Genomic DNA, 21844 nt, shown 5'->3' with positions numbered 1-21844 from the left:
CTCCTAAGCTATAAATATGATTCTGTTGCGACAAGTAAAATTTCCGATTTGCCAGCAACATCATTGAATAATTGATGATGATCAGAAGCATCAAAGTAAATCGTATTTCCTTTTGATGCCACAAATTCTTGTTTACCTAAAACGAGTCTTACACGCCCTTCTAAAACATATATAAAAGTTTCAGATAAGGATGGTTCAAATTGCTTGAATTCTCCATGTTCCTCGAAAGTAATCATGACTGGTTCCATTTCTTTTTCATTGGAGGTGGGAATAAGCCACTCAATACAATATTTTTTCTCTTCGTCCGTGTAAATGGTATGGTCTTCTGCGGTATATACAACTTTTTGTTCCTCAACTTCATCATCAAAAAACTCCTTTGGTGTTGAACCGAGAACCTCTAATAAGGCGAAAAGAGTTTCGATAGAAGGAGAGTTTAGATCTCTTTCTAATTGAGAGATGTATCCTTTGCTCAAGTCCGTTCTTTCACCCAGTTCTTCTTGGGTAAGTCCTTTTTTTAGACGAAGTCGTTTTATTTTTTTCCCGATTTGCATCTATAGGAACTCCTCCTCCGATATTTCCGATATGTAAACATAATGGTAGTTTACTTTTACCCAACTTAAAGTGATAAAAGTTTACTTTAACAAAACTTTGAGTTTACTAAAACGCTATTTATTATACAAAATTAGGCGCTTTTTTCAACCTTTTTTTCGTAAAAATAAATTTATTTTTTCCATTTTATTTCGGGATTAACGGGTAGTAAGGTTCTCATAAAAAGATTTTAGTAAAAAAGTAAGAGGAACAGTGTGGAAATCTATCATTCGCAAAAAAAGTAGTGGGAGTTTCAATGAACATCTGGAGCGGAATAAAAATTTCTGAATATTAATGTTCATGTTTTTTATCTGAATTTTACATTATGAAATGGATTCGGAGTGGGGAAGAAAACCACTTCGAAAAGAAGTTTCACTTTATGATGAATGTTCGTACCTTTTATCTAGATTTTCATTATAAAATGGATTCATTATGTAATGAAAAATAGTCATTTATAGAATCAGGCGTTGAGTAGGAAAAAGTAAGGATGAATATGTGATCATAAACTTGAAAAACTTTCTATTGTTAACTCCATCTATATGGACTGGAGTGAAGGCTTGCTCGAGTCCTCGAAAATGTCTGCTCATTTTCTTTGTGTGATTGCTCTTGACCATACATGAAAAATTGGTTTGAACGAAAAAAACAGAGGATCAGTGTGGAATTAACTGTCTGTAAAAGCCTGATTGCTTCAACAAACACCCAGTGAGGGATAGAGAAAATCCTCACTGAGCGAAGTTTCACCTCATAGCTATAGTTCAAGAATTTGTTTTACTTCATTTAGATAAGAACTGCTGACGGGCAACTCTGATCCGTCTTTCATCATAATAAGTAGATTTGAAGAATAATCGCGTGTAATGCGATTGATCGCATGGATGTTAATAATATAGGAACGATGAATCCTTAAAAAATAGTCAGGTAATCTTTTAAAAAGTTCTTTTAATGTTAAATTGACTTTGTATTGTTCTCCATCAGCATAAAACCAATTCTTCTTATTTAAACTTTCAAAATGTGAAATTTTATCGATTGAAATCGGAACCCATTCATCCTGCTGTTTCCCTGTTATGAAGCGAAAAGGGTTTTTTTTAATGACAGGATGATCAGGAGACAAAATAATGATTAAAGCGGCAGGTTGCCCTAAGAAATCGATGGGATACCCAATACCGTAATATGGGATACCTAAAAGTTCCTGATCTATAACAGCTTCAACTTTTTTTCTTTTTTGAATCACTTGATCTGCAATACTTCCTGTTTTTATCTTTTTTCCATTTTCTAAAAGAATATCATATGCCCCCGCCATATAGTAAACGTAAGTTTCCCCAACGGCTATGGCAAGTGAAGCATCTTGAGGTATCCAGTCTGCCAATAAATTATAATACTGATTTGCTAACTCCTTCGCAGAAATATCTGTTTCCTGTGCCATTTTTCTTCCTCCCTACTCATCTTTAAAATTCGTTTATTCATCTAAAAAAAAGGGGATTTCATCCAAAAATAATAACAAAATACAAAGTCTGTTGTATATTAGTTTACAACAACGTTAGCTGTTATGCAACAAAATATAGGGGTGTATTTTATATAGTAAGCTAGCGTTCAACAAAGAAAAATGGGAGATGAAGATGAATATGTCAACAAGACAACAAAAAATCGAACAATTGAAAAAAAGCTGGGCGACTGAAGATCGTTGGAAAGGGATTGAACGTCCTTATACAGCAGAAGAAGTAGTAAAACTTCAAGGTTCTGTACAAATTCAACATACTTTAGCGGAAAAAGGTGCACAACGCCTTTGGAAGTCGTTACACGAAGAAGATTTCATCAATGCATTGGGAGCCCTAACAGGTAATCAAGCAGTACAACAAGTAAAAGCAGGATTGAAAGCGATTTATTTAAGTGGTTGGCAAGTAGCAGCTGACGCGAATCTTGCAGGTCAAATGTATCCGGACCAATCATTATATCCTGCGAACTCTGTACCACAAGTCGTAAAACGTATCAATCAAGCTCTTCAACGTGCAGATCAAATCGATCATGCGGAAGGCCGTAAAGACGATTTCGACTGGTTTGCTCCAATCGTTGCAGATGCAGAGGCAGGATTTGGAGGTCCTTTAAATGTTTTTGAATTGGTCAAATCGATGATCGAAGCTGGTGCTGCAGGTGTTCACCTTGAGGACCAATTAGCATCCGAGAAAAAATGTGGTCATTTAGGCGGGAAAGTATTGTTACCAACACAAAATGCTATTCGTAACTTAATTGCAGGACGTCTTGCAACAGATGTTTTAGGTGTTCCTACGATCTTGATCGCACGTACCGATGCAGACGCAGCAGACATGGTAACGAGTGATATTGATCCTAGAGATGCTGAGTTCATCACAGGTGAAAGAACACCAGAAGGTTTCTTCCGTACAAAAGCAGGGATTGACCAAGCGATTGCTCGTGGTTTAGCTTACGCTCCATATGCAGATCTAATTTGGTGTGAAACTTCTAAACCAGATTTAGAAGAAGCGAAAAAATTTGCTGAAGCGATTCATGCAAAATTCCCAGGAAAACCTCTAGCGTATAATTGTTCACCATCTTTCAACTGGAAGGCAAACTTGGATGAGGAAACAATTGCTAAGTACCAAATCGAACTAAGTAAATTAGGATATAAATTCCAATTTGTTACATTAGCAGGTTTCCATGCACTGAACCATAGCATGTTCAAACTAGCTCACGAATACAAAGATCATGGTATGGCAGCTTATTCAAGATTACAACAAGAAGAATTTGCAAGTGAAGCTAATGGCTATACAGCAACAAAACATCAACGTGAAGTAGGTACTGGCTATTTTGATGAAGTATCACAAGTTATTTCAGGTGGTACATCTTCAACAACAGCTATGGGAGGTTCTACTGAAACTGCACAATTTGTCTAATCAAACGATTGATCAAATGAGGTTGTTTGTAAAATTTTCTAGTTTAAAATGATCTATATTTAAATCGCTTACAATGATTCTAGTTTAAATTGTTCATCATTAGAAAAATAATAGCAAACGACCTTTCATTTTTTTCTATGTAGCTAATTTGAAAGGATGATTAATTTGGGGATTCAGCAAGCAGCCACACCTGTTATTGAAATAAAAGGAAAACAAAACGCATCCACAGAGAGAGTTTTAACACTTGATGCATTGCAATTTGTCGCATCATTACAGCTACAATTTAACGACAGAAGAAAAAAATTATTAAAACAAAGAGAAGAACGTCAAAAAAAGCTAGATGATGGTGCTACTTTGAACTTTTTGGATGAAACCAAGTCCATTCGTGAAGGTAACTGGACAATTGCTCCGTTACCCCAAGATTTGCAAGATCGCCGTGTAGAGATTACAGGTCCTGTTGACCGGAAAATGATTATCAATGCCTTAAATTCCGGTGCAAAAATTTTCATGGCGGATTTTGAAGATGCAACATCGCCAACTTGGGAAAATATGATTGAAGGTCAAATCAATTTATATGATGCCATTCGTAAAACGATTTCTTTCATACAAGCATCAACAGGAAAAGAGTATCGTTTAAATGACAAAACAGCCACTTTATTAGTTCGCCCACGTGGTTTGCATTTAACCGAAAGAAACATAGAAATAAATGGTGTTCCGATCTCTGGTAGCTTTTTCGATTTTGGGTTGTATTTTTTCCACAATGTACAGGAACTGATTGAGCGCGGTACAGCACCATACTTCTATTTACCAAAGCTAGAGAGCCATTTGGAAGCAAAACTTTGGAATGATATCTTCGTCTACTCGCAAGATTATTTAGGGATTCCACAGGGAACGATTAAAGCGACCGTATTAATCGAAACGATCACAGCAGCATTTGAAATGGATGAGATCTTATATGAGTTAAAGGATCATTCAGCTGGTTTAAATTGTGGACGCTGGGATTATATCTTCAGCTACATCAAACGACTACGTAACCATTCAAATGTTATTTTACCAGATAGAGGTCAAGTAACGATGACTTCACCATTTATGAGAGCGTATACACAATTATGTATTCAAACTTGTCATAAACGTAATGCACCTGCGATAGGCGGGATGGCTGCACAAATTCCGATAAAAGGTGATCCTGAAGCAAATGAGATTGCTTTTGAAAAAGTTCGCGAAGATAAAAAACGTGAAGTAACTGACGGACATGATGGAACATGGGTAGCACATCCGGGATTAGTACCTGTAGCCATGAAAGAATTTGATCAGTATATGAAAACACCTAATCAAATTCAGCGTAAGCGGGATGATGTTCAAGTGACAGCTAAAGATTTATTGGAAGTTCCAAAAGGGACGATTACTGAAGATGGTTTGCGCCTTAATTGCAGTGTAGGGGTTCAATATATTGCTTCTTGGTTACGAGGAAATGGCGCCGCTCCGATCAATAATATGATGGAAGATGCAGCAACTGCTGAAATATCTCGTACACAAGTATGGCAGTGGATTAGACATCCTGAGGGAAAATTAGAAAATGGTCAAAAAATTGATGTAGCTTTATTCAAAGAAATCTTGAAACAAGAGCTACATAAAATTGAAAAACAAATAGGAAAAGAAAACTTTATCAATGGACGTTATCAAGAGGCTGCAGACATATTTACGGATTTAACACTGCAAGATGATTTCGAGGAATTTTTGACAATACCAAGTTATCAACATATTTCTTAATATGAGATTATGATAGCCAAACATTCACTTATAATAGGAGGAGATAGTATGCAAAACGAGCAAAATGAAAAATATCCAAAAGTTTGTGTAGAATGTGGGTGCGAAATTGTAGAACAGGTCGAATCCACATTATATGAATGTGAACGCTGCCTAGGTAGTAAAGAAGAATAAAGTGAAACTTCACCCAGTAGGAATTTCTTCATCTTCCCACTGGGTGTTTTCGTTGAACCAATCGAATAAGATAGTTGCCTTTATCCCTTCTACTATTGCATGAGTTTTAAAGGGGGATTTATGAAATAGGAGATCAATCAAAGGGGCAACTTAATATGCACAATCTCTCTAAATTTAACAATGGATTACTTCTTTTTAAAGAAGCGGTTCATTGTTTTTATCTTTATCCGGCAAATGATTGAAGCAATGAAAATAAAGAGGCAGCTACAATAGCTAAAGAACATTTATCCATCCTTGTGATATGCCTGGCGTATAAAAACCAAGGGATTCCTAACCTAGATTAGGTCCTTTTTTTAAAAAATGCATATAGTAACATCGTAGGAACTAAAATTTATGGGGTGAACATACGATGAGATTACGTTCAGAAATACCAGAACTAGAAGGCGAAGCCGCTTGGGTAAATGGTGAAGTTTCAAAAGCTGATTTAGTCGGGAAAAAACCAACTTTAATTCACTTCTGGTCCATTAGCTGTCATTCATGTAAAGAAGCTATGCCAGAAGTGAATAAATTCCGTGATCGATATAAAGATAAACTAAACGTAGTTGCAGTTCATATGCCACGTTCTGAAAAAGACTTGGATCTTGGAGAGATCAAAAAGGTTGCAGCAGAACATGGTATCACGCAACCAATTTTTGTTGATAGCAAGAGGAAACTTACTGATATTTTTGAAAACCAATATGTCCCTTCCTATTATGTGTTCGATAAAAACGGTAAACTTCGCCACTTTCAAGCAGGCAGTAGTGGTATGAAAATGCTGGAATTGCGTGTTAAACGAGTACTAGATGAAGTGCGTTTTTAATTTCATTTTCCTAAAAGAGGAGATAGCATGGTTAGGAGTATCCTATCATGCTATTTTTGATGGATAGAGTAGAAACGAAGGACCTTCTGCTTAAAAAGTAAGAACATATGGAGTAGATTTTAATGATTGCATGAATTTTAGCCATCCCTTTTTTCTGTATATTGAAAGCAAAAAATGAGTTTGTCTGCTAAAATAGATGGGGATATGGCTTTGTGGTGTGCTACGGAATTGGAGGTATTTCGCATGAAAAAGGAATTTGTTGTCATCGGTTTAGGTCGATTTGGAGGCAGTATTGTCAATGAACTTATACATCAAGGTGCGGAAGTAATGGCAATCGATAAGCATCCAGAACGAGTTGATGAATTCGCTACGATTGCTACTCAAGCGGTTGTTGCGGATACAACAGACGAGTCTGTTCTAAAATCTTTAGGGATTCGAAATTTTGAACATGTTATTGTGGCTATCGGTGATGATATCCAATCAAGCATTTTAACCACACTCATGTTAAAAGAAATTGGCGTACAAAAAATTACAGTAAAAGCTCAGAATGATTATCATGAAAAAGTACTCCGAAAAATAGGGGCCGATCATGTGGTACATCCAGAACGCGATATGGGCATTCGAATAGCCAACAATATGATGTCGAATAATGTACTTGATTATTTGGAGCTTTCAGATGAGCACTCGATTATGGAGATAAAGGCAAACGATCAACTTGAAGGACATACGATTATTGGCTTAGATATTCGAGCACGTTATGGTATTACTATCGTGGCTATAAAACGTGAGATGGACATTATCGTTTCGCCTCAAGCTGATGAAGTGATTCATGAAGGTGATGTGCTGATTGTTATCGGTGCAGATGCGGATATTAATCGCTTTGAGAAAAAAATGCTAAATTGATACTGAACAGAATAATGTTTGATAAGGCTTGAAGAGCGTAGACAAAGACAAGCATTGCATTCAATCAACTTTTTCACTCAAAAACATACTAAAAAAACAGAGCATAGATGCTAGTATAACAGCATTCTGTGCTCTGTTTTTATCTTGCATGAATGGGTAAACACCCACTATGAAGTTTAACTTTATTAGACTTCCATGATGATTGGTAAAATCATTGGACGACGTTTGGTTTTTTCAAATAAGTAAGGTCCTAATACATCTGTAATTTCATTTTTCAACTCAGACCACTGAGGTGATTTTTCTTGCAATGTTTGTTGCAGATGTTTATTTAGGATTTGTTGTGCTTCGTTGATCATCATGCCTGATTCTCTCATATAAACGAATCCACGTGAGATGATATCTGGACCAGCAACCATTTTTTGTTGTTCCATGTCCACACTTACGACAACAATAACAAGACCTTCCTCTGAAAGGATTCGTCGGTCTCTCAACACAATGTTACCGATATCACCTATACCGTTACCATCAATATAGACAGAACCGGAAGGGATGCGACCAGCGACATGTGCTTCATCAGAACTTAAAGCAAGAACCTCACCATTTTCCATGATGAAAATATTGTTAGGATCAACATCACAATCTTCTGCCAAGCTTGCATGCATACGCAGCATACGATATTCTCCATGAATAGGCATGAAGAATTTTGGTTTAATCAGACGTAACATTAACTTTTGTTCTTGTTGAGAACCGTGACCAGAAGTATGAATATTATTGAATGAGCCATGAATTACTTCAGCTCCAGCACGGTACAATAAATTGATCGTCTTATTTACACTAATTGTGTTACCAGGAATTGGTGAAGATGAGAATACGACTGTATCACCTGGTTGAATTTGAATTTGTCGGTGTGTACCGTTTGCAATACGGGATAATGCTGCCATCGGTTCACCTTGACTACCGGTACAAAGGATCATCACTTCGTTCGCTGGCAGTCGATTTAATGCTTGCGCGTCGACAAATGTTTCTTTCGGTGCTGTAATATACCCTAATTCTCGTCCAAGCGTAATCGCATTATCCATACTTCTACCAAAGACAGCAACTTTACGACCGTGTTTAGCTGCGGCATCAGTGACCTGTTTTAATCTGTGAATATTGGACGCAAATGTTGCGAAAATAATGCGAGATTCTACATTACGTAAAATTTCATCGATACTTTCGCCGACTTTACGTTCTGACATTGTAAATTCTGGACGTTCAGCATTTGTACTGTCAGATAGTAAGCAAAGTACTCCATCTTTCCCGATTTCAGCCATCTTCGTTATATTTGCTGGCTCTCCAACAGGAGTAAAGTCAAATTTGAAATCACCTGTATGCACGATGTTTCCAGGTGGTGTTTTGACAACAATGCCGTATGCATCTGGAATACTGTGTGTGGTTCTAAAGAAACTTACCGATGTTTTACGGAATTTAATAATATCGTCTTCTTTAATCTCAATCAGTTTTGTTTGACGAAGCAAACCATGCTCATCTAATTTGTTACGCAACAAACCGAGAGCTAATTTACCGCCATAAACAGGAATGTTAATTTGACGAAGTAAATATGGTATACCGCCAATATGGTCTTCGTGACCATGCGTTACAAAAAGCCCTTTGATCTTGTCTACATTTCTTACAAGATAAGTGTAATCAGGGATTACATAATCGATACCAAGAAGATCATCTTCAGGAAACTTAATACCCGCATCTATTAAGATGATTTCATCTTGGAATTGAACTGCATACGTATTTTTACCGATTTCGCCCAGTCCGCCGAGTGCGAAAATTGCAGTTTGGTCATTTTTGACAAATTTCATTAATTAGAGATTCTCCAATTTGTAATGTTCACTTGCTTGTTCGTATTCTAAGTAATTTCCTTCAAGCAACTGAATATACTCAATATTGTGGCCAGAGTTTTGAAGCTTTTCACGGGCATCACGTACGTCCTCTGCTTCAAGGTATAAGCTTTTAGTATTTTCGCGAACTGGTACTTCAAGCACATTTTCTTGGTAATAAACTTTGTAAATCATTTTTTGCTCTCCTTTAACACGTTCAAAATAATTGCATTTCCTTTATATTATCATGTAGGTAAATTAAAATAAAGAAAAGCCCTTCATAATTTGAAGGGCAAAGTAACATTAAGCGATTGTTTTTTTTCCGAGTAAGCCACGAAGCCTTTTTAACAGTCGTTTTTTTAGACGTTTAAGCATGGCATATCACTCCTTACATCTATTGTATCAGGTTAGGTAATAAATGTAAAGATGTTTTACTTAACAGTTAAAATATTGAAAGAAGGTCGTTGTGATTATATGAAAAATAAAATTTTATTTTTTGATATTGATGGAACGCTATATAATTCAGAAAAAAGGTTGCCAAAAGCAACCTATGATGCTATTCAGAAAGCTAAAGAAAATGGACATGAAGTAGCGATTGCAACTGGTCGATCTCCTTTCTTTTTGAAGCCGGTCTTAGATGAGCTTGGCTTGAATTCCTATGTTAGCTTTAATGGACAATATGTTGTACACAAAGGCAATGTAATATCCAAACGTCCTATTCCAATGAATACGATTGAAAGATTAGTGACTCAAGCAGCAATCGAAAATAATCCAATAGTATATTTAGACAATATTAAAATGACTTCGGCCATAAAAGACGATCAAAAGGTACAAATAAGTATGGATTCTTTATTTTATCCAATGCCAGAAGTGGATGGAGAATATTATAAGTATTCAAATACGTATCAAATTTTATTGTATGTTGATGAAAAAGAAGAAAAAAGATATGCATCACTTTATCCAGAATTGAAATTTATCAGATGGCATGAATTTTCTGTTGATGTTATCAATCACGATGTTTCCAAGGCTTATGGGATTCGGCAATTTTTAGAACAAACAGATTTTGATTTTGAAGATGCTATTGCATTTGGAGATGGACTGAATGATGTCGAAATGCTGCAAACTGTAGGAACTAGTGTGGCAATGGGCAACGGGCATAAAAAGGCAAAAGAAGCAGCAACTTTTGTAACGGATCATGTAGATCGTGATGGATTATCGAAAGCTATGAAAAAACTAGGCTTATGCTAGAAAAATATCTGCCTAGTAAGAAAATTTAATATTAAAAAACAAAAAATACAATTCAAACGGATGTTGAATTGTATTTTTTGTTTTTTAGCAGCATTTTGTATTTTACCCGTTTTAATAGATAGTAAATCCTTAGCAGCAAGCTTCCGGTATAAGCGTAAGGCTGGATGAGGAACAAACTGCCTATATAAGCCCGATTGGTTCAACTAACAGCCAGTAGAACACTAGTTGTTAGTTGAATCTTATTCTTCTAATGGACTAGCATTTGGTATTTCAGCGAAAGGATTATCCTTATTGATATGATCGTAAAACATAATGCCATTTAAATGATCCAATTCATGTTGAAATGCAATAGCAGGTAAACCCTTTAGACGCATTTTCTTTTCTTCTCCATTAGGAGTGAAGAATTTCACTGTAATACGTGCATGACGGGGAACATAGCCTGGCACATCACGATCGACTGAAAGACAGCCCTCACCAGTCGCTACATAACTACCTTCTACAGAATGGCTGACAATTTTAGGATTGATGACAACCAAACTAATTTGATTTCCTTTACTATCGGGCAAATATAGTGCAAACATTCTTTTTGAAACGTTTACTTGAGGCGCTGCGATTCCAATCCCAGAACGTAAGCCGTGTTTATTGGCTATTTCAGGATCTTGACTGTTAATCAAAAATTGGAGTAAATCTTCGCCAAGTTTTTTTTCTTCTGCTGTTAGAGGAAAGGTCATTTCTTTTGCAACTTCTCGTAAAGTTGGATGACCTTCTCGGATAATGTCGTGCATTAAAATCATTGCGTTCTCCCCTTCGAAAATAGTTCCTAATTTATCCCGCTTTAACGGGCAGTAAGACTCCTATCTCAAGATATAGAGAGAAACGAGAAAGAGAGATGGGGGAACAACTGCCCGTAAAAGTCCGATTGGTTCAACTAACCATCAGTGGGGGATGAAGAAAACCCCCACTGATGGAGTTTCACTTTATTATAACGTACAAACCATTGCATTCAACGAAAAGAAACTTCGGTTTATAAAAGTTTGTTTTAGTTACGAAAGAAAAGGCAATAACTGAAATGTTAAAAACTGTGTTAGTAAAGAATCTAAAAATAGCACTGTTATATATAACAGAATAAATCCGTTGGTAATACAGTATTGGTGAAGGATGAAAATTAAAAATAAAGATAGTAGATAACTATGATTGACCGCTGAATTACTATTCGATATACTATTATAAAAGGTTGCTGTATTATTAAAATTTTTATAATGATATAATACAGAAATAAAGGAGATGTGGTAAAATGGTTTCTAAAAAAATTCAACAATTCGATCCTGTGGCTAATTTACAGGAAATCGAAGAAAAATTTGAAATGTTTCAAATTTTAAACGAAGAAGGGGAAATTGTTAATCAGGAGGTTGACCTTCAGCTATCTGATGACCAATTAGTCGAATTGATGAGCCGCATGGTCTTTACACGTATTTTAGATCAACGTTCAATCTCATTAAATCGTCAAGGTCGTCTAGGTTTCTATGCACCAACTGCTGGTCAAGAAGCCTCTCAAATTGCTTCTCATTATGCACTTGAAAAAGAAGACTATATTTTACCTGGTTATCGCGATGTACCACAAATCGTATGGCACGGACTCCCATTGTGGAAAGTATTCCTTTGGTCACGTGGACATTTTGTAGGTGGTCAAATTCCAGAAGATGTGAATGTATTATCACCACAAATTATTATTGGTGCTCAATATGTTCAAACTGCAGGAGTCGCACTAGGTATTCAAAAACGTGGTAAAAAGGCAGTTGCCGTAGCATATACAGGTGATGGTGGTTCATCACAAGGTGATTTCTATGAAGGTATCAATTTTGCAGGGGCTTTCAGATCACCAGCGATTTTTATTGTACAAAATAATCAGTATGCAATTTCTACACCTCGTGAATTGCAAACAGCTGCTTCAACGATCGCTCAAAAGGGCATCGCTGCTGGTATACCAAGTATTCAAGTAGATGGTATGGATCCATTAGCAGTTTATGTAGCTACACGTGATGCTCGTCGACGTGCGATCACGGGGGATGGTCCATCATTAATTGAAACCGTTTGTTATCGTTATGGTCCTCATACAATGGCTGGTGACGATCCAACACGTTATCGTACTTCAGAAACAGATTCTAAATGGGAAAAGAAAGACCCAATTGTTCGTTTCCGTAAATTCCTTGTCGCAAAAGGTTTATGGAATGAAGAAAAAGAAACGGAAGTAATCGCAAAAGCAAAAGAAGAAATTAAAGTAGCTATTAAAAAAGCGGACGAAACGCCAAAACAAAAAGTAACTGATCTTATTCGTAACATGAATGACGGGGATCTTCCTTATAACTTACAAGAACAATTTGAAATCTACGCTGAGAAGGAGTCGAAGTAACCGATGGCACAAATGACAATGATTCAAGCAATTACAGATGCACTTCACTGTGAGTTAAAAGATGACGAAAATGTGTTGGTATTCGGTGAAGACGTTGGTGTGAACGGAGGGGTTTTCCGTGCTACCGAAGGTCTTCAAAAAGAGTTTGGTAAGGATCGTGTATTCGATACACCTCTTGCTGAATCTGGAATCGGTGGTCTTGCCATCGGTCTTGCACTTCAAGGATTCCGCCCAGTACCAGAAATTCAATTCTTCGGCTTTGTTTACGAAGTCATGGACTCGATTTGTGGACAATTAGCTCGTATGAGATATCGTTCAGGTGGCAGTCTAGGAGCACCTGTTACGATTCGCTCCCCATTTGGCGGTGGTGTGCATACACCTGAAATGCACTCAGATAGTTTAGAAGGTTTAGTGGCATCTCAACCCGGTCTTAAAGTAGTTGTTCCATCAACTCCTTACGATGCGAAAGGACTTTTGATTTCATCTATTCGTGATAATGATCCGGTTGTATTTTTAGAACACTTAAAACTTTATCGCTCATTCCGTGAAGAAGTACCAGAAGAATCCTACACGATTCCGCTTGGCAAAGCAGATGTTAAACGTGAAGGTAAAGATATTTCCATTTTCGCTTATGGCGCGATGGTTCATGAGTCATTAAAAGCTGCAGAAGCATTGGAAAAAGAAAATTATTCAGTTGAAGTTGTTGACTTACGGACAATTCAACCATTAGACATCGAAACAATTATTGCTTCTGTTGAAAAAACAGGTCGTGCAATCGTTGTTCAAGAAGCCCAAAAACAAGCAGGTATTGCAGCAAATGTCGTAAGTGAAATAACAGAACGAGCTATTTTGAGTCTTGAAGCACCCGTTCTTCGTGTAACAGCACCAGATACTGTTTATCCATTCCCACAAGCAGAGGCAGTATGGCTACCAAATTCAAAAGATATTATTGCAACGGCTAAAAAAGTTTTAGAATTCTAATTTATTATGTAATATAAGGAAAGGGTGAATTATATGGCTTATAAATTCCGTTTACCTGATATTGGTGAAGGTATCCATGAGGGAGAAATCGTCAAGTGGTTTGTTAAACCAGGTGATAAAATTGAAGAAGATACGGTATTAGCAGAAGTTCAAAACGACAAAGCAGTTGTTGAAATTCCATCCCCAGTTGAAGGAACTATTGAAAAAGTACTTGTGGAAGAGGGAGCTGTAACAACTGTTGGCACCGTTCTTTTAGAAATTGATGCACCAGGATACGAAGAACTCGAGCTTCATGGTCATATAGACGATGAAGAAGAGAAAGCTAAAACAGAAGCACAGGTACAAGCAACAGCAGAAGATGGGAAAGAAGTAGAGAAAGTAGTTTCTAATGAACAAGGAACTACTGGAAGCGCAGAAGAACAAGACCGTTCAAAGAAGCGTGTAATTGCTATGCCGTCTGTACGCAAATTTGCTCGTGAAAACGGGGTCAATATTCAAGAAGTTGTTGGCACCGGTAAAAATGGGCGAGTTTTAAAAGAAGATATTGAAGCGTTTAAAAATGGCGGAGCAAAACAAGATACTTCAGAAAAAACAATTGCAGTTGAAGAAACATCAGCTCAAGAAGTTGCAAAAACAACTCCAATTGAATTTGAAGGTGAATTCCCAGAAACACGTGAAAAAATGTCAGGTATTCGTCGTGCAATCGCTAAGGCAATGGTTCACTCTAAACAAACAGCTCCGCACGTAACGTTAATGGATGAAGTAGATGTAACTGAATTAGTTGCTCACCGTAAAAAGTTCAAAGCTATTGCTGCTGAAAAAGGTATTAAGCTAACTTATCTTCCCTATGTAGTCAAAGCATTGGTCAGTACTTTACGCGAGTTTCCAGAATTTAACCGTTCATTGGATGATGCCACTCAAGAGATTATCCAAAAACATTATTACAACATAGGTATTGCAGCTGACACAGAAAAAGGTTTACTTGTTCCCGTTATCAAACATGCAGATCGTAAATCTGTTTTTGCACTTTCTGATGAAATCAGCCAATTGGCAACAAAAGCTCGTGAAGGAAAATTAGCTCCTAACGAAATGAAAGGAGCATCTTGTTCCATCACAAATATTGGTTCAGCAGGTGGTCAATGGTTTACTCCAGTAATTAACCATCCTGAAGTAGCAATTTTGGGAATAGGTAGGATTTCTGAAAAACCTGTGATAAAAAATGGTGAAATTGTAGCGGCACCTGTGTTAGCATTATCATTGAGCTTTGATCATCGAATGATCGACGGCGCTACTGCTCAGCATGCGTTGAACAATATAAAACGCTTGTTAAGTGAGCCCGAACTATTATTAATGGAGGCGTAATAAAATGGTAGTAGGAGATTTTCCAATCGAAAGAGATACAATTGTCATCGGTGCTGGCCCTGGTGGGTATGTAGCAGCAATCCGTGCAGCACAAACAGGTCAAAAAGTAACAGTAATAGAACGTGAATTTGTAGGCGGCGTATGTTTAAACGTAGGCTGTATCCCATCTAAAGCGTTAATTTCTGTGGGTCATCGATATGTACAAGCAAAAGAATCAGATGATATGGGAATTATTGCTCCAGAAGTTAAATTAGACTTCAAAAAAGCTCAAGCATTCAAAGATTCTGTTGTAAAAAAATTAACTGGCGGTGTTTCTGGTTTACTTAAAGGAAACAATATTGAAGTGGTAAAAGGTGAAGCTTATTTCCATGATGCCAACTCATTACGAGTAATCACTGAAGATTCAGCTCAAACTTACACATTTAAAAACGCTATTATAGCAACAGGTTCTCGCCCAGTTGAAATTCCAACATTTAAATTCTCAAACCGTGTGTTAAATTCAACAGGTGCACTTTCATTGCAAGAAGTACCTGAAAAACTTGTTGTCATTGGTGGAGGTTACATTGGTACTGAACTTGGTTCTGCCTATGCTAACTTAGGTTCTCAAGTAACCATTCTTGAAGGTGGCAAAGATATCTTAGCTGGCTTTGAAAAACAAATGACAACAATTGTTAAAAAGGGCCTTAAGAAAAAAGGTGTGACAATTGAAACAGAAGCTTTAGCACAAGGTGTTGAAGAAACTGAATCAGGTGTTACAGTAAAATATGAAGTAAAAGGCGAAGCAAAAGAAATTGCGGCAGATTACGTATTAGTGACTGTAGGTCGCCGACCAAATACAGATGAACTAGGCTTAGAACAAATTGGCATTGAATTTGGCGAACGTGGACTGTTAAAAGTGGATAAACAAGGTCGCACAAGTGTACCAAATATTTATGCAATTGGTGATATTGTTCCTGGTCCACAACTTGCCCATAAAGCATCTTACGAAGGGAAAATTGCTGCCGAAGCAATTGCTGGACAAAAATCAGTTGTTGATTATTTAGCAATTCCAGCTGTATGCTTCACAGATCCTGAAATGGCTACTGTAGGTCTATCAGAAGATCAAGCAAAAGGGGAAGGTTATGAAGTTACTACAGGGAAATTCCCATTTGCAGCAAATGGTCGTGCACTTGCATTGAACCAAACAGAAGGCTTTGTCAAACTTGTTGCGCGTAAAGAAGATGGTTTATTATTAGGCGCTCAAATCGTAGGTACTGGTGCATCAGATATGATTGCTGAATTAGGTTTAGCCATCGAATCTGGTGTCACACTTGAAGACATAGCAATGACAATCCATGCTCACCCAACTTTAGGTGAAATTACAATGGAAACTGCTGAAGTTGCATTAGGTAATCCAATTCACATCATTGCTAAAAAATAATTTATACATTTATAAACCTCTTAGGATACTGCTATCAATGTGGACTAAGAGGTTTTTTTATTCTGACAAAACAGGCAATGAGCTCTCAGCATCAAGCCTCTAGTAAAGTTAGAGAGATAAAGAGGGGAACAAACTGCCTGTAAAAGTCCGATTGGTTCAACTAACACCCCATGGAAGAATAGAAAAACTTCCATGGGGTGAAGTTTCTCTTTAACCCGTTTTAACAGGCAGTAAGTCCTCAACATCGACTTCTAGTAAAAGTAGGCGGGATAAAGGAACAAATGCTTGTAAAAGTCTAATTCGCTCAGTTAATATCTGATGGGAGGGGGAAGAAAACTTCCTTCCATGAGCTTGAGTTTCAACTAGATGTCGTTGTTTTTTCAATCAGTTACACAAAGCATGTTTAAAATAAGGTAAACATTGACTGATACAAGGACATAACAAATGATTGGAGGTTTGAAAATGGAGCTAGGCTTAAATGGGAAAGTAGCAGTCATCACGGGAGCTAGCAAAGGAATTGGTTTTGCAACAGCCAAACGATTAGCGACAGAAGGAGCAGAGGTTGTTATTTGTGCAAGAACAGCTTCAGCTCTGGAAGAAGCTGTAAAAGATATATTAAACGAAACAGGTAAAGAAGTCGTAACGATTGTTGCAGATGTTACGAAAGAAGAGGACTGCCAGCATGTTATTGACACCACAGTTAAACACTTTGGACAATTACATATTCTCATCAATAATGCTGGCACATCAGCGGCTCATTCTTTTTTAGAGGTAGACACAGATTATTGGAAGAACGATTTAGATTTAAAATTATTTGGCGCTATTTATACGGCAAAAGCAGCAATCCCTCACATGGAGAGAGCAGGAGGAGGGGCTATTGTAAATGTCACAGCTGTGTTAGGTAAAACACCGCCAGCTTCTTCTTTACCGACAACCGTAAGTAGGGCTGCTGGTATGGCTTTGACAAATGCGATGAGCAAAGATCTTGGTTCGATGAATATTCGTGTTAATACTGTTTGCATTGGGTTTATCCGTAGTGCTCAAATTGAACGTATGTGGCAAACAAAGTTTCCAGAATTGACTTGGGAAGAGTATTCTCGAAAAGTAGGAAAATCTATTCCACTTGGCCGCATTGGAGAAACAGAAGAAGCTGCAAATGTAATCACATTTTTGGTTTCTGATGCAGCATCTTATGTAAGTGGTACTTCTATCAATATTGATGGTGGTTCTGCGCCTGCTTTATAAAAAAAGAAAACAATATAGAATCATTTTCATCATCGATAAGGTTCCGTCATTGTATTATCGTTTTTTGAAAATCACCTTTTACAAAATTAGGTAGAGGCGATTTTCTTTTTTTATGTAATGAAAGCGGATTCTTTCAGATAATTCAAGTCATTTAGTTTTGAAATATATCAATATTTCATAATAGTTTCCATATTTATATTTCTTTAGATCTATATTGAAACAACGTACACATTTTATACAAATTATGTCCACAAAACGTTCAAAAAAAGACAAATTTATTTTGTAATTGGAGTATTTTTTATTTTTTTATTAAAAATATGGAGGTATAATTCATGTGAATTTAATCGGAGATCGAAAAGCTTGGAAGAAAAAATTACAAAAATTAGGACTTCTATTTTTCACTATATAAATTGTGAGAATAGTATATTGCATTCGTACATGTTTGTGGTTATTAAATTATTGAGTGAATGTTATATACTCACAATTTATATTGCAGCAATTTTCAATCTCAATGAATTCAAAGATAGTTTTAAATATTAGAAGAACGAATACTTCAATAAAACATTTTAAATGATTGGATTTTAATTGTTTTTTGAGAAGGGAGTACATTATGAAGAAAAAAGTTCTTATTATGCCGGCGGTTATGGCCTTCTTGACATTCATATTGTCCGGATGCCAACCTTTGATGGTATTCGATGCAAAGGGGCCAAATGCTAAGACTTTGTCGAACACAATCATCTTTTCCATAATAGTGATGGCTGTTATTTTATTAGTCGTATATGTATTACTGATTAATATGTTGGCAAAATATCGCGCATCAAAACAACCAGCAGATTATGAACCACCTCATGAAGAAGGTAGTAAAGCTTTAGAAATTACGTGGACAGCTATTCCGATTATTATTGTAACCGTTTTAGCTATTGTCACAGTGTTTACAACGTCAAAGGTTGAAAACCAACAAACAGGCTATGGTGATAAAAAGCCGCTCGTCATTTATGCTTCATCATCTGATTGGAAATGGCATTTTAGTTATCCAGAACAAGGAATAGAAACCGTTAACTATCTTAATATTCCAACTGATCGACCAATTGAATTTAGATTATATTCTTTTGGACCCATTACAAGTTTTTGGATTCCACAATTAGCCGGTCAAAAATACGCTATGAGTGATATGGTCACGAAAATCCACTTAGCTGCTGATGAAGAGGGCTCATATATGGGGCGTAATTCAAACTTCAATGGTAAAGGCTTTGCGAAAATGGAATTTGAAACTCAAGCGATGTCACAAGATGATTTTGATCAATGGGCTAAAGACGTAAAAGCACATGAACCAAAATTGACAGAAGCTAAATTTAATAAATTACTAAAAACATCTTTTGTGGGACGAGAAAGTTTCTCTTCTACACATTTATCATTTAGCCCAGCTCCAATGGATATGAGCGAACATAGTGATAGTAAATCAAAAAAAGATGATTCACATGATTCTCACGATATGAAAGGAATGCATATGTCTCACTAACTTAGTAGCAAAGTAGTTTTTAAGTATTGAGACAAGAAAGGAGTTACATTCATGAGCATGAAAGAATTATTCGCGCCGATGAAAGAGCCGATGATTTTTGGCGCTGGTATCAGTATCTTAGTTGGTGCTATTGCTATTGTTGTTGGCTTGACTTACTTCAAAAAGTGGGGCTGGCTCTATAAAAACTGGCTTACTACTGTTGACCATAAAAAAATCGGTGTTATGTATATCTTTGTTGCATTGATTATGCTATTTAGAGGCGGCATTGATGCGCTGTTAATGCGTGCACAAACTGCTATTCCAGAAAATGGTTTATTAAATGCCGAACACTATAATGAAATTTTCACAACACATGGTTTGATCATGATTATCTTCATGGCAATGCCATTTATTATTGGTTTGATGAATATCGTCATTCCTCTACAAATTGGTGCCCGTGATGTGGCATTTCCAAGATTAAATGCACTAAGCTTCTGGTTATTTGCAGCTGGTGCAGGATTATTAAATATATCATTCATAATTGGTGGTTCACCTAATGCTGGATGGTCATCTTATTTTCCATTAGCAGGCATAGAATTTAGCCCTAATGTGGGAAACAACTATTATGCTTGGTCTTTACAAATCTCTGGTTTGGGTACTTTGATGACAGGTATTAACTTCATTACAACGATCGTTAAAATGCGTGCACCTGGTATGACATTGATGAAAATGCCAATGTTTACTTGGTCAGCATTAATCACTAATATCATCATTACATTTGCCTTTCCAGTGCTAACAGTTGCACTTGCATTGATGACTTTAGATCGTCAATTTGGCACGAAATTCTTCGCGATGCAAGATGGTGGAATGGATATGCTTTGGGCTAACTTGTTCTGGGTCTGGGGACATCCTGAAGTATATATCGTTATTTTACCTGCATTCGGTATTTTCAGTGAGGTAATTTCAACATTTTCACGTAAAAACTTATTTGGCTATACGTCAATGGTATTTAGTATGATTGCCATTTCATTATTATCATTTATGGTATGGGTTCACCACTTCTATACAATGGGGCATGGTGTCATGGTCAATGGTATTTTCTCAATAACAACCATGCTGATCGCTGTTCCAACAGGTGTTAAGATATTCAACTGGCTGTTAACCATGAGACATGGGAAAATTACATTCACAACACCTATGCTTTACGCATTAGCATTTATTCCAATCTTCACAATTGGTGGGGTAACTGGGGTTATGCTTGCCATGGCGAGTGCCGACTATCAATATCACAACACCTTGTTCTTAGTAGCTCACTTCCACTATGTGTTAATACCAGGTACAGTGTTTGGCGTTCTAGCAGGTTATCATTTCTGGTGGCCAAAAATCTTTGGTTTCCGATTAAATGAAAAACTCGGTAAATCAGCCTTCTGGTGTATTGTGGTAGGTTTTAACGTTGCATTCTTCCCTCTATTCATATTAGGTTTAGATGGTTATGCACGTCGTATGTACACTTATTCTGCAGATACAGGTTATGGACCATTGAGCATGGTATCATTCATAGGAGCTCTTGTATTAGCTGTAGGTTTTGCTCTACTTTGCTATAACATTTACTATAGCTTCCGTCATAGTCCACGTGAATTGACTGGTGATCCATGGGATGCACGTTCTCTTGAATGGGCAACACAAAGTCCAGTTCCAGAATATAATTTTGCGATCGTCCCACATATCAATCAATTAGATGAATTCTGGTATGCGAAAAAAGAAGGTAGAGATATTACAGCTGGTCAATATGAACGGATTCATATGCCAAATAATAGTGGTGCCCCCATGTGGATGGCTGGTGTACTATTCCTATTCTCATTCTTCTTTGTATTCAGTGTTTGGTCTCTAGTGATTGTATTTGGAATTGCGACATTAGGATTTATGGCTTATCGTTCATTTGAAAAAGATGAAGGTCACCATATTGAAGTGGCAGAAATCGAAGCAACTGAACGCCGATTGAGAGGTGAACTATAATGTCAAAAGAAAACAAATCAGTTCCATTAGAGTACAGTACAGAAGAAAATGAATTAAAAATCTTTGGTTTCTGGGTTTTCCTTGGGGCCGAAATCCTTCTCTTTGCGACATTATTTAGTGTGTACTTTGCGTTAGTGGATCGTACAGGTTCAGGTCCTATAGGCAAGGAATTATTTGAATTACCGCCTGTATTGGTAGAAACATTTGTTTTGCTCACTAGTAGTTTTTTAATTGGTTTAGGTGTTCATGCCATGCGTATCGGACGTACAAAGGCAATGATCGTATTCTATATCTTAACATTAGTTTTAGGTGCTGTATTCCTTGGTGTAGAAATCAATGAATTTTTAACGTATATCCATGATGGTGCTACGATCCAAACAAGTGCTTTCATGTCGTCGTTAATGACACTCCTTGGTACTCACGGTGCCCACGTAACATTTGGTCTTCTATGGGGATCAGGTATCTTACTGCAAATTAAAAAACGAGGTTTGAATGCTAAAACAGCCAATAAAGCGTTTATCTTCTCATTATATTGGCACTTCCTTGACGTTGTATGGATTTTCATCTTCAGTTTTGTTTACTTGAAAGGAGTGTTGTAA

19 protein-coding genes are annotated in these 21844 nt (G+C 36.9%); 14 read left to right on the top strand and 5 right to left on the bottom strand.

What is annotated here, in order from left to right; translation table 11 throughout:
* Positions 1–8: 8 nt before the first annotated feature.
* Together FEU33_RS11565 and FEU33_RS11560 are read right to left on the bottom strand one after the other, a co-directional pair.
* Entirely contained in the window at positions 9–551 is a 543-nt protein-coding gene (locus FEU33_RS11565) for a helix-turn-helix domain-containing protein (RefSeq protein ID WP_146549516.1), read from the bottom strand.
* A 785-nt stretch (positions 552–1336) separates the two neighbouring features.
* Positions 1337–2008, bottom strand: a complete 672-nt coding sequence (locus FEU33_RS11560; protein WP_146549515.1) for a LytTR family DNA-binding domain-containing protein — start codon at positions 2006–2008, stop codon at positions 1337–1339.
* A gap of 199 nt (positions 2009–2207) precedes the next feature.
* Between FEU33_RS11560 and aceA the strand changes: the two genes are divergently transcribed.
* The 5 genes from aceA to FEU33_RS11540 all read left to right on the top strand — a co-directional run bounded on the left by aceA (position 2208) and on the right by FEU33_RS11540 (position 7194).
* Positions 2208–3491: an isocitrate lyase gene (aceA, locus tag FEU33_RS11555; protein WP_146549514.1), complete on the top strand. Its 1284-nt coding sequence runs from the start codon at positions 2208–2210 to the stop codon at positions 3489–3491.
* Positions 3492–3662: 171 nt separating this feature from the next.
* Positions 3663–5261, top strand: coding sequence for a malate synthase A (gene aceB / locus FEU33_RS11550; RefSeq protein WP_425328609.1), 1599 nt, complete (start codon positions 3663–3665; stop codon positions 5259–5261).
* A 48-nt stretch (positions 5262–5309) separates the two neighbouring features.
* Positions 5310–5432, top strand: coding sequence for a YhfH family protein (locus FEU33_RS19015; protein WP_208219434.1), 123 nt, complete (start codon positions 5310–5312; stop codon positions 5430–5432).
* 409 nt (positions 5433–5841) lie between these two features.
* The gene (locus FEU33_RS11545; protein ID WP_146549512.1) at positions 5842–6291 is read left to right on the top strand and encodes a TlpA disulfide reductase family protein; all 450 of its coding nucleotides are present in this window, start codon (positions 5842–5844) and stop codon (positions 6289–6291) included.
* Between the two features lie 243 nt (positions 6292–6534).
* Positions 6535–7194 carry a potassium channel family protein gene (locus FEU33_RS11540; RefSeq protein ID WP_146549511.1) on the top strand — a complete coding sequence of 220 codons (660 nt, stop codon included), beginning with the start codon at positions 6535–6537 and terminating at the stop codon, positions 7192–7194.
* Positions 7195–7379: 185 nt separating this feature from the next.
* Here FEU33_RS11540 and rnjA read toward each other — a convergent pair whose 3' ends face one another.
* Entirely contained in the window at positions 7380–9047 is a 1668-nt protein-coding gene (gene rnjA / locus FEU33_RS11535; protein WP_146549510.1) for a ribonuclease J1, read from the bottom strand.
* 3 nt (positions 9048–9050) lie between these two features.
* Positions 9051–9260, bottom strand: coding sequence for a DNA-dependent RNA polymerase subunit epsilon (locus FEU33_RS11530; RefSeq protein WP_146549509.1), 210 nt, complete (start codon positions 9258–9260; stop codon positions 9051–9053).
* Positions 9261–9539: 279 nt separating this feature from the next.
* On the opposite strand from FEU33_RS11530, the gene FEU33_RS11525 reads away from it, so the two are divergent.
* Complete coding sequence (locus FEU33_RS11525) at positions 9540–10313, top strand: Cof-type HAD-IIB family hydrolase (protein ID WP_146549508.1); 774 nt, start codon at positions 9540–9542, stop codon at positions 10311–10313.
* A gap of 239 nt (positions 10314–10552) precedes the next feature.
* Here FEU33_RS11525 and def read toward each other — a convergent pair whose 3' ends face one another.
* A complete protein-coding gene (gene def, locus FEU33_RS11520) occupies positions 10553–11107 on the bottom strand; it encodes a peptide deformylase (protein WP_146549507.1) in 555 nt (184 codons plus the stop codon).
* A gap of 500 nt (positions 11108–11607) precedes the next feature.
* Between def and pdhA the strand changes: the two genes are divergently transcribed.
* The 8 genes from pdhA (at position 11608) to qoxC (ending at position 21844) form a co-directional block, all read left to right on the top strand.
* Positions 11608–12723, top strand: a complete 1116-nt coding sequence (pdhA, locus tag FEU33_RS11515; protein WP_146549506.1) for a pyruvate dehydrogenase (acetyl-transferring) E1 component subunit alpha — start codon at positions 11608–11610, stop codon at positions 12721–12723.
* Between the two features lie 3 nt (positions 12724–12726).
* Complete coding sequence (locus FEU33_RS11510; RefSeq protein WP_146549505.1) at positions 12727–13704, top strand: alpha-ketoacid dehydrogenase subunit beta; 978 nt, start codon at positions 12727–12729, stop codon at positions 13702–13704.
* 33 nt (positions 13705–13737) lie between these two features.
* On the top strand, positions 13738–15066 hold the full coding sequence (locus tag FEU33_RS11505) for a dihydrolipoamide acetyltransferase family protein (protein WP_146549504.1): 1329 nt from the start codon (positions 13738–13740) through the stop codon (positions 15064–15066).
* A 4-nt stretch (positions 15067–15070) separates the two neighbouring features.
* Positions 15071–16486 carry a dihydrolipoyl dehydrogenase gene (lpdA, locus tag FEU33_RS11500; protein WP_146549503.1) on the top strand — a complete coding sequence of 472 codons (1416 nt, stop codon included), beginning with the start codon at positions 15071–15073 and terminating at the stop codon, positions 16484–16486.
* A gap of 462 nt (positions 16487–16948) precedes the next feature.
* A complete protein-coding gene (locus tag FEU33_RS11495; protein ID WP_146549502.1) occupies positions 16949–17731 on the top strand; it encodes an SDR family NAD(P)-dependent oxidoreductase in 783 nt (260 codons plus the stop codon).
* A gap of 610 nt (positions 17732–18341) precedes the next feature.
* Entirely contained in the window at positions 18342–19250 is a 909-nt protein-coding gene (qoxA, locus tag FEU33_RS11490) for a cytochrome aa3 quinol oxidase subunit II (RefSeq protein ID WP_146549501.1), read from the top strand.
* 51 nt (positions 19251–19301) lie between these two features.
* The gene (gene qoxB, locus FEU33_RS11485; protein WP_146549500.1) at positions 19302–21245 is read left to right on the top strand and encodes a cytochrome aa3 quinol oxidase subunit I; all 1944 of its coding nucleotides are present in this window, start codon (positions 19302–19304) and stop codon (positions 21243–21245) included.
* Positions 21245–21844 (top strand): cytochrome aa3 quinol oxidase subunit III, encoded by a 600-nt coding sequence (gene qoxC / locus FEU33_RS11480; protein WP_146549499.1) that lies wholly within the window; start codon positions 21245–21247, stop codon positions 21842–21844. The genes qoxB and qoxC overlap by 1 nt, the downstream gene beginning before the upstream one ends.

It is taken from the genome of Rummeliibacillus suwonensis (assembly GCF_007896435.1).
GTDB classification, from domain to species: domain Bacteria; phylum Bacillota; class Bacilli; order Bacillales_A; family Planococcaceae; genus Rummeliibacillus; species Rummeliibacillus suwonensis.
The sequence above is the reverse complement of the archived record's forward strand: the minus strand, read 5'-3'. Positions and strand labels throughout refer to the sequence as shown.

Excerpts from the sequence above, each read along its gene's own strand:
- FEU33_RS11565 (WP_146549516.1), bottom strand. The coding sequence starts at position 551 with ATGCAAATCGGGAAAAAAATAAAACGACTTCGTCTAAAAAAAGGACTT.
- FEU33_RS11560 (WP_146549515.1), bottom strand. The coding sequence starts at position 2,008 with ATGGCACAGGAAACAGATATTTCTGCGAAGGAGTTAGCAAATCAGTAT.
- aceA (WP_146549514.1), top strand. The coding sequence starts at position 2,208 with ATGTCAACAAGACAACAAAAAATCGAACAATTGAAAAAAAGCTGGGCG.
- FEU33_RS19015 (WP_208219434.1), top strand. The coding sequence starts at position 5,310 with ATGCAAAACGAGCAAAATGAAAAATATCCAAAAGTTTGTGTAGAATGT.
- FEU33_RS11545 (WP_146549512.1), top strand. The coding sequence starts at position 5,842 with ATGAGATTACGTTCAGAAATACCAGAACTAGAAGGCGAAGCCGCTTGG.
- FEU33_RS11540 (WP_146549511.1), top strand. The coding sequence starts at position 6,535 with ATGAAAAAGGAATTTGTTGTCATCGGTTTAGGTCGATTTGGAGGCAGT.
- rnjA (WP_146549510.1), bottom strand. The coding sequence starts at position 9,047 with ATGAAATTTGTCAAAAATGACCAAACTGCAATTTTCGCACTCGGCGGA.
- FEU33_RS11530 (WP_146549509.1), bottom strand. The coding sequence starts at position 9,260 with ATGATTTACAAAGTTTATTACCAAGAAAATGTGCTTGAAGTACCAGTT.
- FEU33_RS11525 (WP_146549508.1), top strand. The coding sequence starts at position 9,540 with ATGAAAAATAAAATTTTATTTTTTGATATTGATGGAACGCTATATAAT.
- def (WP_146549507.1), bottom strand. The coding sequence starts at position 11,107 with ATGATTTTAATGCACGACATTATCCGAGAAGGTCATCCAACTTTACGA.
- pdhA (WP_146549506.1), top strand. The coding sequence starts at position 11,608 with ATGGTTTCTAAAAAAATTCAACAATTCGATCCTGTGGCTAATTTACAG.
- FEU33_RS11510 (WP_146549505.1), top strand. The coding sequence starts at position 12,727 with ATGGCACAAATGACAATGATTCAAGCAATTACAGATGCACTTCACTGT.
- FEU33_RS11505 (WP_146549504.1), top strand. The coding sequence starts at position 13,738 with ATGGCTTATAAATTCCGTTTACCTGATATTGGTGAAGGTATCCATGAG.
- lpdA (WP_146549503.1), top strand. The coding sequence starts at position 15,071 with ATGGTAGTAGGAGATTTTCCAATCGAAAGAGATACAATTGTCATCGGT.
- FEU33_RS11495 (WP_146549502.1), top strand. The coding sequence starts at position 16,949 with ATGGAGCTAGGCTTAAATGGGAAAGTAGCAGTCATCACGGGAGCTAGC.
- qoxA (WP_146549501.1), top strand. The coding sequence starts at position 18,342 with ATGAAGAAAAAAGTTCTTATTATGCCGGCGGTTATGGCCTTCTTGACA.
- qoxB (WP_146549500.1), top strand. The coding sequence starts at position 19,302 with ATGAGCATGAAAGAATTATTCGCGCCGATGAAAGAGCCGATGATTTTT.
- qoxC (WP_146549499.1), top strand. The coding sequence starts at position 21,245 with ATGTCAAAAGAAAACAAATCAGTTCCATTAGAGTACAGTACAGAAGAA.